The 15,440-nt window shown below is 37.8% G+C and carries 7 protein-coding genes; 1 reads left to right on the forward strand and 6 read right to left on the reverse strand.

Annotation, left to right across the window (positions count from 1 at the left end; all coding sequences use genetic code 11):
- Window positions 1-58: 58 nt before the first annotated feature.
- The 5 genes from sprA to ruvB form a co-directional block, all read right to left on the reverse strand.
- The gene (sprA, locus tag ACSHWW_RS03620) at window positions 59-7,318 is read right to left on the reverse strand and encodes a cell surface protein SprA (RefSeq protein WP_435681054.1); all 7,260 of its coding nucleotides are present in this window, start codon (window positions 7,316-7,318) and stop codon (window positions 59-61) included.
- A 3-nt stretch (window positions 7,319-7,321) separates the two neighbouring features.
- The gene (gene ruvA / locus ACSHWW_RS03625) at window positions 7,322-7,903 is read right to left on the reverse strand and encodes a Holliday junction branch migration protein RuvA (RefSeq protein ID WP_036583929.1); all 582 of its coding nucleotides are present in this window, start codon (window positions 7,901-7,903) and stop codon (window positions 7,322-7,324) included.
- A gap of 46 nt (window positions 7,904-7,949) precedes the next feature.
- Window positions 7,950-10,274: an NADP-dependent malic enzyme gene (locus ACSHWW_RS03630; protein WP_435681055.1), complete on the reverse strand. Its 2,325-nt coding sequence runs from the start codon at window positions 10,272-10,274 to the stop codon at window positions 7,950-7,952.
- Between the two features lie 247 nt (window positions 10,275-10,521).
- Complete coding sequence (locus ACSHWW_RS03635) at window positions 10,522-11,871, reverse strand: cytochrome P450 (RefSeq protein ID WP_435681056.1); 1,350 nt, start codon at window positions 11,869-11,871, stop codon at window positions 10,522-10,524.
- Window positions 11,871-12,899 carry a Holliday junction branch migration DNA helicase RuvB gene (ruvB, locus tag ACSHWW_RS03640; protein WP_435681057.1) on the reverse strand — a complete coding sequence of 343 codons (1,029 nt, stop codon included), beginning with the start codon at window positions 12,897-12,899 and terminating at the stop codon, window positions 11,871-11,873. Before ruvB ends, ACSHWW_RS03635 begins: the two co-directional genes overlap by 1 nt.
- 150 nt (window positions 12,900-13,049) lie before the next feature.
- Between ruvB and ACSHWW_RS03645 the strand changes: the two genes are divergently transcribed.
- Window positions 13,050-13,556 carry a peroxiredoxin-like family protein gene (locus tag ACSHWW_RS03645; protein ID WP_435681058.1) on the forward strand — a complete coding sequence of 169 codons (507 nt, stop codon included), beginning with the start codon at window positions 13,050-13,052 and terminating at the stop codon, window positions 13,554-13,556.
- 60 nt (window positions 13,557-13,616) lie between these two features.
- Here ACSHWW_RS03645 and ACSHWW_RS03650 read toward each other — a convergent pair whose 3' ends face one another.
- The gene (locus ACSHWW_RS03650) at window positions 13,617-15,437 is read right to left on the reverse strand and encodes a cytochrome c oxidase subunit I (protein ID WP_435681059.1); all 1,821 of its coding nucleotides are present in this window, start codon (window positions 15,435-15,437) and stop codon (window positions 13,617-13,619) included.
- Between the last annotated feature and the right edge of the window lie 3 nt (window positions 15,438-15,440).

Consider the following 15,440-nt stretch of genomic DNA (forward strand, 5'->3'; position numbering starts at 1 on the left):
ATTTTTTAATGGTCGTAAATTTAATATAACTCCTCAAGAAATAAGCTATGATTTTTTACTAATTACCAAAGCTGTATCTCAACGTAACTCCACTTCTTATAGTAGTCTGTGGGAATGCAGTAGAAATAGCAAACTCAGAGAATGTATGGTCATAATAAAATATCGCTGTAAAGGCTTGACTCAAATTATAATCTGCCGTGAATTTGAGACCATAAATAGTTTGTCCTGCAGTCGCCTGACTGTTATCAAGGTCTAAGTATCTTACTATAGTTACATTATCTCTTACAGACCCATCTAATCGCATATTTAAATCACTTTTAATGATTTTACTGCGACCACCTACATTAGTCTTAAACTTTAAATCCTTAATTCGGTATCCTAGACCTAGGATAAATTCATTTCCATTAATCTCAGTCAGTAAGTTGTTATCAAAACTTAATGATACTACTCGATCTTTTCTTACCTCAGCAGCAATAGAAACAGAATTTTTCATTTCAAAGTCTAGCTTGATCAATGGACTGAATTGCTCTGATAAGTTGATGTTGAAAAAGAGATTACGTGACTTGAAATCTCCCGTTTGATTCAAGGCATTTGGACTTTGATCTGCATAGCTCAAGTTTCTATTACCTGCAGAATAATCGAGATTAGTCTGGAATTGATTAATAGTATAAGCAGATCGATATCCATGGTTGATAGAGAACCTGCGGAATCTTTTCTTAAACCATTTCAAATTCATCAATCCTGTATACTTTACAGTCCAGTTAGGTAAAGGAACATCCTTGAATGCAGTCGTCTTTTGATCTTGTGCATCACGACCTTCATAAGCAGCAAGAAATGCTGGTAATAAGACGTCCTGACTGTTTCTACTGAAACCTTCTGGATAACCTTCACCATCACGAGAATAAGTATCATTCCCATAAAATTCCTCAGCAAGTCGCTCTGCGATGATCAATCTATTGTTTCTAAAGTTATCGAAGTTTTTAGATCCATCAATGGTGCTCTTGTTAAAAGCAGTTCCTATCATATTTGTAGTAATGTTATAATTACCAAAAGTGTTAGGTGTCAATGATTGATATGTCAAATTAGTAGGATCTACACGATAGTTCTCTGTATAGGTTTCTTGATAGGCACGATTTCCTATTAAATCTATTTTTAAATCTTTAAGCAGGTCGATATTTACATTAACATCTAGCTGTCTGCTTTCTATTTCACTGTATTGCTGGTTGAAATCTTGGAATAATGTAAGCCAACCTTTTCTTGCTGCAATATCTCTAATCTCAGCCTGTGACCCAAAGGTAAATCCTGTTGTAGGTTTTAATGTACCTATAAAACCTATTGCCGGCGTGTATCCTGGCAAGAAAATACCGTTATTCTCTTGATAATTAATCTGCGCACGCTTTACAGATGTTGCAATACCTATTAAGGTATTATAAGCCTTATTCCCGAAGTTTTCTTTAGGTGTTTTATCTTTTTCTTCTTTAGCTGCTGTTGCACCTGGAGCAGTAGGTCGAGCGTTGCGCGATCTAGCGTTGCGACTGCGTGCTCTGTTTGCTGCTGGACCAAATTTCACTTTCTCTAATCCTACGTACTTATACAGTTTATCTAAGTCTAGCGTTGTATTGATTCTATGCGTGTTTGCATTTTGAACTGTGTTTCCTAAGTTAGGAATGTCGTCCAGCTGTGCAAATTGTTGAGAGTTACGTTGCCAGTTGAAATCTGCTGTGTAGGTGTAGCTCGCTTTCGCGAAAGCGAGAAAAGGAAACTTATCAAACGGCAATTTATAAGTTGCTTGCAACTGTTGTGAGTGTGAGTTAGGGATTCCTTCATCTAAGAAGTCTGTCCATATACCGTAGCTTTCATCTATCGTGTCATCATCTTCAATGTAACTGCGTATCACGCGATCGTTGTTTGCAGATATGTTGAATTGTAATGATTTAGTAATATCCCAGTTGATAGCATACTGATGATTCATAGTGAAATTACGATTAGATAATGGATCGATGCTTATGTTCTGAGCATCTGGAATACCATCTCCGTCTGTATCTACTGGATTAGTATCTAATTGTAAATCTCTAAATTTTTGCGTGTTATATTGTCTCAATATGTTTCCACTAACCGCAAAACTATTAGGCAACAGATTCACGTTTAAGTCTTTTACAAACTGTAAATATTTGTTATCACCCAGCAAATTCTTGAAAGGAGTCACCTCAGCCTTAGGGAACGCATAATTATAAGTGGTTCCCACATTAACAGATTGATCCTGGAACTTTTCTACCTCAAAGTTGCGCTGATCTGTCTGATTATAAGAACCTGAAAATGTGAAATTCTCTATGTCATAAGGCATAGGCTTTGCGTCACCGGTGCGTTCTTTGCGCACACCTATAAGATTCACGCTCTGTCGCATGGTATAATCCTCAGATTGATTTCTTATAATGTCACGCTCTGCATCATTTGCAGCGTTCTCTAGTCGTGTTTCTAACTCGATATCTTCAAACTGTGGATCAAATTGTGGCGTGATGGTTTCTTCTCCTATACTGTAAGAGAATGGTAATTTTACGCCCCATTTTTTAGGCAGTAACTGACCTAAATTCATGTTTGTAGTTACATCATACTGTGTAACATTTTCACGATCTCTTTCATTAGGACCTTGCTCTATTGCCCCAAAACCTATCGTACTTCTTCTTCCTGTAGCACTTACACTTGCAAAATCTGCAAGGTTTGCATCCATATTCATGATGGCAGCATATCCACCTTGATTTTTTAATCCAGAAAGTCGCAATTCATTAAACCATACTTCACCACACACATTTCCAGTGGACGCATTACGCACACCTATCATCATAGCTCGTACATCACCAAAATTAGGATTTCCTTTAATCCCATAGATATGCTGATTTTCATTTCCAGCAGTAGCAGTAGTTAAAGATGATTCTGGGAAGAAGTTTGCAGTTGCAATATTTAATGATGGATTACTTAAAACACGTGCTTTAATATCTTGCAGTAATGACAAATCGATATTAAACTCATTTGCAAGTGGCCATACATCTTGTCTATTGGTCGTGTTAGGTGGCGTGATTTTTAATGGTAATCTTATTTCATAATAGTTATCTGTGTAATCAACACCTAATCTTATAAATGCTTCCAGCTCATCATCACCAGCTGTATTTCCTATTAAATCACCAGAATCTGCATGCGTGAACATACGTAGTGATTCATACTGACGCATGTCTATTCTTATATTCTTGAAAACGGCTCTTGCATCATCTGGTTCTAGGTCACAAACTCTTAAGGCTAGAGACTGCTCATTCTGTCTTATGTTTTGGTTTTGGGTTCTTAATTCCTCACGTTCTACTCCAGGTGGTAACACATAATTTACTGGAGAGCGATCTGTGTTGTTTTCAATATTTACTCCTTGAACTTCAAAGGTAGTTGTGTTATTAGGCAATGATCCATCTGGCTTTAAACTAGCTGTATACTGACGATAATCTCCACGTACTAAATCCATGGAACCAAAACGCAACAGCGTTTCCTGATCAAAATCAGTCAAGTACATTCTCATGAAACGTATTGCTCTGAAATCATTGATCTCACCTATTCTTCTATAATTTGTATTTCCTGCACCTTCTAACTGTCTCAATGGAACTCTAAACTGCACCCATCTTCCTGTGATAGGATTTCCGTTCGGTAAGGCTGGCAATCCAGATCCAGCTGTGTTTCCTAAATCACGTACTTCAGATATGAATTCACTTTCAAGTGTACCACCGTTATTTACAATAGGAATATCATACTCATAATAACTATCGATGGTATTCATCGTGTTATCTCTGTTGATATCCTCAACATCTGGCAGTGTAGTAGAGCCACGATCATCTTGTGAAACTGCAGTAGGTGAATTACCTTGAGTATTATTATATCTTCTATATCGAGTAACGATATCACCAGTCGCAGCTAAGAAGTATTCATAATTATCTTGAGCTGGATCTTCAGGACCAAAAGCTCCGAACTGCTGATTTTCTTCAACATCACTTAATCCATCTAAACCGATATCCTGATTAGTACGCTGTGCACCGTCTGTATCAAATGCATAAACTAAGGACTGATTTGATGGTACTTTTCCAAAATCAGTAGGGATCGTTAATAAAGTTCCTCCATCATCTGGAAGACCATTTTCATATTGCTTGCGATTATCCTTAACTATATCCTCACTGATACTACCTAGGTTTAAGGTAATAGTTCCTCCAGGATTAGTAGGGTCGTACTGGAATGGGTCTAACATCCAGAACTGGATATACTCTACATTAGTTTGTTCAAAATCTGTACTGGAGAATTGTCTCATGATTCCAGCCCAGTTATCATCTGGAGTTGGTAATATGTTACTTCCTGCAGCTGCTGGATTATAATTATAAGGTCCACGTTGTGCTGGTAAATAATGCAAATCAAGTGTATTTATCACTTGTTGCTGTCCTTGCTGAATGTCAGTTTGTGGAAAAATTTCTTCTACAAACACACGTCTAGTTCTGGGATCAGAAACTTCATCATCAGTAACGTCTGCTGGGCGCTGTGTTCCATAGAAAATAGGATCTATAGAATACCAAGAAAGTTGTGCTCTTCTAAATCCGCTTTTTGTGATGTTTTCACTAGGATCAGTACTCATACCTTCATAACCAAATGGCACACTAGCAAGCGACCATGAAAAAGGCGCGAGAATATCAATAGAAGTTTGCGATCCTTCAAAATCATCTACATAAGCAGCGGCTTGCCCTTGAAAATTATCTCCTTGTGGTGATCCAGGAAACAGATAAGCAAATTCACCACGTAATGACACTGCAGACTCTACGTCTGTATCAATGTTAGGTAATTTGTTTACCATTCTTGTTAAGAAAGGAACTTCTGTATTATAAATAAAGTTAGTTCCTATGATAGAATTATTTATAGGCTCAAATCCGTAAGTAGATTTTTGAGTAATAGGTCGTTCTTTTAAATTCAAGAATGTTCCACCTAATATGAAATCATCACTAAATTTATGTTCTACATTAATTCCTGTAAAACGTTTTACTTGTTGATTAAATACAGAATTGTTTTCTGTAGAAACTTGAATAGGTGTATTTGAATTTAATAAAGCTTGATCTAGTATAATTACACGTCCACCGGCATAATCAACTGTATAATCTATTCCTTCTTGCAGTGTTCTTCCACCTGCAGTAACATTTACAGATCCACGAGGCACATTAAATGCACCGATAGGAATTCCTTCTCTACCAGTAGCTTTGTATTGACCTTTTATGAGGTATTTATTCTTATCGGCAGTTTGTTGAGCCTGTGCCTTTGTGGTGACATACATATCACGATATACGTATTTTGCTTGGTTAGCATTATAGGTGTTAGGCTGGTCATAATCTGTTCCCGCAGTAGTATCAAGCTTATCAAATAAATGACTACCAAAAGGTTCTACCGTGGTAAACATAATGCGACCATTATCCTGATCAATGGTCAGACCTGGAATAAAGTCAAAGAATCCATCACCATCAGGTTGTGGATCACCTTGCTGGTTCAATCTATCTAGGTTAAATACTTTAATTAAAGTAGTTTGATCCACATCAGCAGGTAATGGTAGTGACGGATTTGTCATCGTACCTACAGCTGGTGTGATGTAGTTTAATTCTGGTGGGAACTGGTAGAAGATATTCATTTTAAAATCTTCTTGAGATAATTGAGAACCACCTAGATTATAGATATTCTTCATCATCAAATCCCAGATAGGCTCACTTACATTTGTCAGGTTACTCTTCAATAACTTAACGACTAGATTTTGATTATTTACTGGTGGTTGATTAGGATTAGGACTCGCAATCACGTCTGTAGCAATAACTCCATCGTTTGCAAATTCACCTACTTGATAGACTTTTCCTCCTGCGGTATATTGAAAAGCTACGGCAAGAACTTCATCATTATTTAATCGCTGTCTTAGGGAAATATATCCTAGCTGCGTATTTAAATTGTATTCATTATCGGTTAACTTTCTTGCGTTTTCTAGAGTTACATAATCAGTTCCTTCATTAACCGTAACTCCAGTAAAACCTTGAGACTGAACCGTTGCATTATCTCTTATTGCCGCAGTTAATCTAGTTTGCTGTCCGGTATTTATTCCACGCGGATTAAAATCGTTGTTATCATTTGAAGGGAAACTTCCTGCTGGCACGTTGATAAATCCACCTGGAACGTTATTCAAACCTATGTTTGAAATATCAGATTCACCTATGTCTTGAATCGCAACAAGGTTTCTTACATCTTGAGTTCTATTTCCACGGTTGGTAATCCAAACTTCAGCTCTTGTGATTTGAATATTTGAATTTATAAACGGATAATTTGCAAGCGACTTATCATAAGTATCACGGAAGTAATGGGATAAGAAATAATGCCTGTTCTCATCATAATCCAGTGAGAAAAAGTCAAAATCATTAACTGATGCGCCACCTTCTGCCTGTACCGTTCTGGACTCAGATTGTTGCTCAGAGAAAACGGTTGTAATTCTAGTTTTACCGAACTGCAGCTCTGCCTTTACACCGAAAAGACTCTGAGCTCCACGAATCAACGTGGAGTTGAGCGGCATGCTTATATTACCTATCTCGATACTTTGTAAAATATCATCCTCTGTAGGTGTATAATCTAGTTTGATTTGATTCTGGAAGTTAAATGTACTTTGCGTATCATAATTTGCATTTACATTTACTCGAGTTCCTACTTTACCTACTAGACTTAAATTAATACGTTGTGTAAAATCAAAAGTGGCACTCTGTCTATTGCGAGGAGAAAAACTAGGATTATCTGACTTATTAAACAACATCCCTAAATCCACCTCTACAGATCCTTGTGGAACGACAGAAATCTCTGTTCCTCCAAAAATGCTCTCAAACAAATCTGAATTCACGTAAAAGTTAGGAAGTAGGTTTTTCTGTTTTTCTTTATCGGCTTCCGTTTTTCCAGCGATGGCAGCAGCTTTATCCTTAAAATATTGCCTCATGCGCTCTTTCATCACACGATCAAGATAATCTTCACGTGTCAGCATGAATGGATAACCTATCTGGAAACCATTAAATTCACTTTTATAAATGTAGCGATCTAGGTCTGGATCATATACATAGAGAGTTACAATGCTTGGTGGATCTGGCAATTCAATATCACCTATGATTATACCAGTTTTAGTACTGTCTTGAGCCGTGGTAGGTGGTTCTGTTTGCGCTTTCGCGAAAGCGAATACCAAAAAACATCCCAAGAATGTCACATACCTATTTACAAGTTGAAGAGAACTATATTCCAAATCTTACAGCTGTTTTAAAGCGCCTTTTATTAATTTTTCCACTGTAGCGTCTGGCTCGCTTGCCAAAATTTTATCCACCACTTTTTGCGCTTGTTTACGTAAGTAACCTAGCGTTTCTAGTGCAGATAACGCTTCATCGCGTCCCGTATTGCTTGAATGAAGAGAAATATCTTCTCCTTCCAAGACTTGCAAAATTTTATCTTTTAAATCTAGGATAACTCGTTGCGCTCCTTTTGCACCTATTCCCTTAACACTCTGTATAGTACGCACATCACCACTGGCGATAGCCTGCGCAATTTGACGTGGTTCTAAACTGGATAACATGGTACGCGCCGTACTTGCTCCTATACCTGATACCGATAAAAGCAATTTAAAAACCTCGCGCTCTGACTTTTCCATAAAACCGAATAGTCGCTGAGAATCTTCACGCACTTGCATGAAGGTGAAAAGCTTGATCAATTCACCATCAGGAATTAACGAATATGTATGCAGTGATATCTCCACAAAATATCCCACGCCACCGCAGTCTATGACCACGTCTGTGAGATTTTTTTCTACGAGCTTACCTTGCAACTGCGCTATCATTTCTTAATTTTAAGTTAAGACAGCAAATGTAATAAATTTAAGACGACTAAAAGACACCTTGGTTCGTACTATTTCTAGTCTCTTCCTGTCGTTTTTGCTCGTGCTTTTCTTTCTGTTGCGCATCAATCACAGCCACCGCACACATATTTACAATTTCATCTACGCTTGCGTTCAATTGTAGAATGTGAACTGGTTTTTGCATTCCCATCATAATAGGACCTATCGAGTCTGTTTGATACAGTTCCTTTATCAACTTATAGGTCGAGTTTGCTGCTTCAAGATTAGGAAAAACAAGTGTGTTTACTTTTTTACCAGCAAGTTTAGAAAACGGGAATTTCTTTTTCAGTAGCTCTGGATTCAGAGCAAAATCGGTTTGAATTTCTCCATCTACGGTAATATCTGGATAATACCTGTGTAGATAATTTACAGCCTCAGTCACTTTACGCGCATGAGGATGCTCTGATGAACCAAAGTTTGCATAACTAATCATCGCCACCGCAGGTTCAATACCAAACATGCGTGCTGTGCGAGCAGTCATTTGAGCAATTTTTGCGAGTTCTATAGCGTCTGGATTGATGTTTATAGACGTGTCTGATATAAACATAGGACCACGCTCCGTGATCATCAAGTTAGTCGTGGCTACTTTTTGAACACCTGGAGCTTTTCCTATAATTTCCATCATAGGTTTAACAGAAATGGGATAAGACTGCGCCACACCAGTGATAAGCGCATCTGCATCGCCTAGTTTTACCATCATTGCGGCAAAATAGTTGCGCTGGCGCATCAATTTCCCAGCGTCAAATTCTGTAACTCCTTTGCGAGAACGCATGTTCCAGAATTCCTGTGCGTAGCGATCTTTACGAGCTTTCTCCTCGTCAGCCTTTGGGTCTATGATTAAGATATGGTCATCCCAATCAATCTCTTCCATTAACTCTTCAATCACATCACGTCTTCCTAATAAGATAGGTACAGCAATTCCTTCCTCATGAACTATTTGAGCTGCTTTTAAAACATCTAGGTTATCAGCCTCTGCAAATACGATACGTTTAGGATTAGTACGTGCACGATTCAATACGAGACGAATCAATTTATTATCTGATCCCATGCGAGATAACAACTGGTCTTCATATTTTTCCCAGTCTTGTATAGGCTCTAGAGCCACACCACTTTCCATGGCTGCTCTCGCCACCGCTGGCGGAATGGTTGATATCAAACGTGGATCAAATGGTTTAGGAATAATATATTCCCTACCGAAGTTAAGCTTCGTCTCTCCATAAGCAATGTTCACTTGTTCAGGAACTGGTTCTTTAGCAAGCTGCGCGATGGCGTGACACGCTGCTAGTTTCATTTCTTCATTAATCTTAGACGCACGTACATCTAGCGCACCTCTAAAGATGAATGGAAATCCAAGTACGTTATTCACCTGATTAGGATGATCACTGCGTCCAGTCGCCATGATTAAATCCTCTCGAGTTGCAACAGCAGTATCATATTCAATCTCAGGATTAGGATTTGCCATCGCAAACACTATAGGATTATCACTCATATCCAGCAACATCTCAGGCGTCACAATATTCCCAACTGAAAGTCCGAGAAAAACATCTGCTCCTTTAAAGGCTTCTTTTAATGTGATAGGATTCATGTCGCGCGCAAATTCCATTTGCTCTGGACCTAAATCTGTACGATCTGAAGTAATTAAACCATCTATATCAAACATGAGGATATTCTCTTTGCGAGCTCCTAATTTTGCATATAAGTTAGTACAAGAAATAGCCGCACTACCAGCACCACTTATGACGATTTTTACATCTTCAATCTTTTTCTCAGCAATTTCTAGCGCATTTAATAGTGCCGCACTAGATATGATTGCTGTTCCATGCTGATCATCGTGCATTACTGGAATGTCCAGTTCTTCCTTTAATCTTTTTTCAATCTCAAAAGCCTCTGGAGCTTTTATATCTTCTAAGTTGATTCCTCCAAAAGTAGGTACGATGTTCTTCACCGTTTGGATGAACTCCTCTACATTCTTAGTGTCAATTTCTATATCAAAACAATCTATGTCTGCAAAAATCTTGAAAAGCAGTCCTTTACCTTCCATCACAGGTTTAGAAGCCTCTGGACCTATATCGCCTAGACCTAGAACTGCGGTACCGTTTGTGATTACTGCGACTAGATTACCTTTAGTCGTGTATTTATAAACGTTTGCTTTATCCTTTGCTATTTCCAGACATGGCTCTGCCACTCCAGGACTGTAAGCAAGAGAAAGATCTCTCTGGCTGCTGTATTTTTTAGTAGGAACTACTTTTATTTTACCTGGTGTAGGCTTTGCGTGGTACACGAGTGCCTCACGTCGTTTGCTATCTTTACTCATAAATAACTGGGTTATTTTTAGTCCAAAAACAAAAGTAAGTTATAATGTTCACATGGGTTTTTACAGCCCGTGAAATTTGTTTGAATTATGCTTGCGCGAAAAGGTAATTATAATGATCTCGTGCTTTTCACTTTGAATACGTTGCAAATGTGAATGACTTTAATAGAATTGTTGAGTAAAACAAACAGATTCTATATCGCGCTCGCACCTCACTTCAACGGAATGACAAAGATTTAAAAAGTTAACTTTAATTTCTCATCTCAAAAACCAAATTTGCATTCTTAGGCTTCAAGGTAATTAATGGATGATAGTCTATGTGATCTTGAACGATTGTGAATTCAAATCGTTCCACTATTCTTCTTATCACCAGCATCATTTCCATCATGGCAAAGTTATTCCCTACACACATGCGTGGTCCTGCACCAAATGGAAAATAGAAATCTCTGTAGGCTTTTGCTTTTTGAGGTTCAAATCTTGATGGATCAAATGCTTCTGGATTTTCCCATAAGTCCTTACGACGGTGCATCTCATAAAAGGACACTAGCCAAATGCTTTCTTTTTCTATAGCGATATCTTCACATTCGTCAGCCTCAAGCGCTACACGGTCCGTTACATAAGCTGGTGGATATAATCGCAAGGTTTCTTCCACACATTGTTTAATGTAAGGCATGGCCATTAATTGATTCATTAATGTCTCCTCATGATTTGCTTTTGAAATGTCTTCTCGAGCTTGTTGAATCGTCTCTGGATGATGCGCTAGTAACTGTGCAGCAAAGCTTAATGCGTTTGCTGTAGTTTCATGGCCTGCGATAAACAGTACTAAAATTTCATCTACAAGCTGGTCGTCTTCCATATGACTTCCATCTTCATAAGTGCTATGCAATAACATGTCAAGCAAATCGCCAGGTTCATTTTCACTATTCCTACGATTATTGATAATCGTGCGTAATAATTCTCTAGCTTCATCAATCAATGACAGCGCATGAGGAACACTATTAGTTCCTGAAAGCCATTCTCTATCAAAATACCACTTCATCCATGGAATACGTAGTTCTTTAATGAGCATTTTTTGGGCTTGTTCTGTAATTTCTTGAAGTCTGGAAATTTTTTGCTCTAGATTTTCAATATCAGCAAAATCAAATAGACTTCTTGCCACTACTTTAAAAGCTAAGTCATTAAAAATAGCATAAACGTCTGTGACTTTCCCTGGTTGAATACGGTCTAATTCTTCTGTGATGACCACATCCATGGTATCCATAAAATTATTGATGGATTTTTTATAAAAAGCTGGCTGGATGAGTTTGCGATTTGCTCGCCACTTCTCACCATTTTCAGTCAGCAATCCATGACCTATGTATTTTCCTAAATCCTCAGTTTGTAAGGTAGATTTATGATAGTTCTTTTGGTTTTTTTGAAGGATATGCTGCGTGATTTTCTCATCACATGTAAAGTGAATCATGAGTCCTGGCTTAGGACTTATCTTAAAGGTATTTCCATACTTCTGGAAATTCTCTCTATGAAAAGGCAACGGATTCTTATATATCTGTCGAGATTTAGACAGGAATTTGAGCGCAGGAATTTGAGCTATTTCTCTCATTATTGTTCAAATAAGCCTCCTAATGCGTTTCCTTTTGTTTTACCTAAATGTTTATATGCAAGCTCAGTTACTTCACGACCACGAGGCGTGCGCATGATAAAACCTTGCTGGATTAAGAATGGTTCATAGACTTCTTCAATAGTCTCTGCACTTTCAGAAACTGCTGTAGCAATAGTCGTTAAACCTACTGGTCCACCTTTAAATTTATCGATAATGGTTAACAGTATTTTGTTATCCATCTCATCGAGTCCATTTGCATCTACATTAAGTGCTTTTAAGGAGTACTTAGCAATCTTTAAATCGATGTTTCCATCACCTTTAATTTGTGCAAAATCTCGTACTCTACGTAGTAATGCATTTGCAATACGAGGTGTTCCACGACTGCGGCCTGCGATTTCTATGGCTGCATCTTCATGAATAGGTACATTTAAAATCTCTGCACTACGAGTAACAATGGTAGAAAGTAATTCAGTTGAGTAGTATTGCAATCTCGATTGAATACCGAAACGAGCGCGCATAGGTGCTGTCAACAATCCAGAACGAGTTGTTGCACCTATTAAAGTAAATGGTGCTAGATTGATTTGAACGGTTCTGGCATTAGGGCCAGTTTCAATCATGATGTCAATCTTATAATCTTCCATCGCAGAGTATAAATATTCCTCTACTATAGGGCTTAACCTATGAATCTCATCTATAAAAAGAACATCACGTTCATCAAGATTAGTGAGCAATCCTGCAAGATCTCCTGGTTTATCTAGAACTGGTCCTGAGGTTACTTTAATCCCTACACCTAGCTCATTTGCTAGAATATGAGCTAGAGTTGTTTTACCTAAACCTGGTGGACCATGAAATAAGGCATGATCTAAAGCTTCTTCTCTCTGATTTGCTGCTTCAACAAAAATCTTAAGATTCTCAAGCACTTGATCCTGACCTGCAAAGTCATCAAAACTAAGTGGTCTCAAAGCTCTTTCAACATCATTCTCCTCATTTGAAAAATGATTACCGGTAGGATCTAGATTTTCGTTCATGTATCAAAGATAATATTCAAACTTGTGCTTTAAGGAAATGGAAGTGATTTTATTACGCTTTCGCGAAAGCGTGATAACAAAAGTTTAAATCTATTTAATAATTCCTTATGACAGGATGATTCTCTACCTACGTATATTGAAAATAAAAAAATGAAACCGACAGAACAAACACCCGATCTCGAACTCAATTTAATTAATGGAACCAATTGGTCTTTAAAGAAACAGGACACTGAAAAATACACGTTGGTCGTTTTTTACAGAGGCTACCATTGTCCTGTTTGCAAAAAGCAGCTTTCTAGCTTAACAGACCATCTTGAAGAATTAACTGATCGAGGTATACATGTTATAGCAGTAAGCATGGATACTGAGGAACGCGCAACTAAGAGTAGTGAGGAATGGGAAACATCTAATTTACCTATAGGTTATGCGTTGAGCGAAAAGCAAGCTAAACAATGGGGACTTTATCTCTCAAAAGGAGTGAGCGATAAGGAACCTGAGTTATTCTCAGAGCCAGGAATGTTCCTTGTCAAGGAAGATGGAACACTCTATTTCTCATCTGTTCAAACGATGCCATTTACACGTCCTAATATTGAAGAGGTGATTAAAGCTATAGATTTTATTGAAAACAAAAACTATCCAGCTAGAGGTGAATATTAACCCATTTAAATGCATAAAAAAAGCCGCTTAATAGCGGCTTTTTTTTATCAATTCTTTTTCCTAGTGATGCATTTCTTCTTCACCATCCTGCATAGGGATATGCTGTGGAGCGTAATCCTGTCCAGGAATGACGTACTCACCGTTCTCATCTACCTTAGAATAATCATAAGGCCATCTGTGTACATGAGGGATAGGTCCATCCCAGTTACCGTGAATATGCGTGTCTCCAGTGGTCCACTCTAATGTATTAGATTTCCAAGGGTTTGCTGGCGCTTTCTTACCATAGAAAATAGACTTTACAAAATTGTATACAAAAATCAACTGTGCCAATGCTGTCGCAATAGCAAAGTATGTAATCAATTGATTAGTATCTGCAAGATCATCAAAGTAAGGGAAGTTTGTATTTGTATAATAACGACGTGGTAAACCAGCCATTCCTATAAAGTGCATAGGGAAGAATACTCCATAAGCTCCAATCGCAGTTAACCAGAAGTGAGCATAACCCATATTCTTGTTCATCATTTTATTAAACATCTTAGGGAACCAGTGATAAACTCCAGCAAATAATCCATACAATGCTGAGATACCCATTACCAAGTGGAAGTGAGCTACTACAAAGTATGTATCGTGTACATTAATATCTAGAGTACTATCTCCAAGGATAATACCAGTTAATCCACCGGTGATAAACGTAGATACTAGTCCTATAGAAAATAACATCGCCGGATTGAGCTGTAAATTACCTTTCCACAACGTAGTTATATAATTAAATGCTTTTACTGCCGATGGAATAGCAATAAGCAATGTTGTAAATGTAAATACAGATCCTAGGAATGGATTCATTCCTGAAATAAACATATGGTGACCCCATACAATAGTAGAAAGGAAAGCAATCGCAAGAATAGATGCAACCATCGCGCGATAACCAAAAATAGGTTTACGTGAGTTAGTAGCAATAATCTCTGAAGTGATTCCTAGCGCTGGAAGTAATACGATGTAAACTTCTGGGTGACCCAAGAACCAAAATAAGTGCTCAAATAATACTGGAGAACCACCTTGATGAGCAAGTACTTCACCTTTAATATAAATGTCTGACAGGAAGAAAGAAGTACCGAAACTTCTATCCATGATCAATAATAATGCTGCTGCAAACAAAACAGGGAAAGAAACAATACCAATAATAGCAGTTACAAAAAATGCCCAAATTGTTAACGGAAGTCTAGTCATAGACATTCCTTTAGTACGTAAGTTAATAACCGTTACTACATAGTTCAAAGAACCAAGTAATGAAGAGGCAATAAAAATTGCCATAGAGACTAACCACAATGTCATTCCCATTCCTGAACCTGGCATAGCCTGAGCTACTGCACTTAACGGTGGATAAATAGTCCATCCTGCTGCTGCTGGTCCTAACTCAACAAATAATGACCCAATCATTATAACTGAAGAAAGGAAGAACAACCAGTAAGAAACCATATTCAAGAAACCTGAAGCCATATCTCGTGCTCCAATTTGTAATGGTATTAAAAAGTTAGAAAAAGTTCCACTTAGTCCAGCTGTCAATACAAAGAATACCATAATAGTACCATGTATAGTCACAAGAGCTAAATAGATATTAGGGTCCATAATTCCACCTGGAGCCCATTTACCTAATAAAGCTTCAAAAATCACATTAGGTTCTGCTGGATTTGCAATTTGCATTCTCATCAACACTGACATCATGATACCGATAGCACCCATGATAAGACCAGTTACAAGATATTGCTTTGCAATCATCTTGTGATCTTGAGAGAATATATATTTAGTTACAAATGTTTCTTTGTGATGGTGATGTCCATCATCGTGTCCATGCTCTGTTGCTGCTGCAATCGCTTGTCCCATATA

Origin of the sequence: Nonlabens sp., assembly GCF_051251825.1 — a bacterium.
In the GTDB taxonomy this organism is placed as follows: domain Bacteria; phylum Bacteroidota; class Bacteroidia; order Flavobacteriales; family Flavobacteriaceae; genus Nonlabens.

Bases quoted from the DNA above. Each gene is read 5' to 3' on its own strand.
- ruvA (WP_036583929.1), bottom strand. From the start codon at position 7,903: ATGATAGCGCAGTTGCAAGGTAAGCTCGTAGAAAAAAATCTCACAGAC.
- ACSHWW_RS03630 (WP_435681055.1), bottom strand. From the start codon at position 10,274: ATGAGTAAAGATAGCAAACGACGTGAGGCACTCGTGTACCACGCAAAG.
- ACSHWW_RS03635 (WP_435681056.1), bottom strand. From the start codon at position 11,871: ATGAGAGAAATAGCTCAAATTCCTGCGCTCAAATTCCTGTCTAAATCT.
- ruvB (WP_435681057.1), bottom strand. From the start codon at position 12,899: ATGAACGAAAATCTAGATCCTACCGGTAATCATTTTTCAAATGAGGAG.
- ACSHWW_RS03645 (WP_435681058.1), top strand. From the start codon at position 13,050: ATGAAACCGACAGAACAAACACCCGATCTCGAACTCAATTTAATTAAT.
- ACSHWW_RS03650 (WP_435681059.1), bottom strand. From the start codon at position 15,437: ATGGGACAAGCGATTGCAGCAGCAACAGAGCATGGACACGATGATGGA.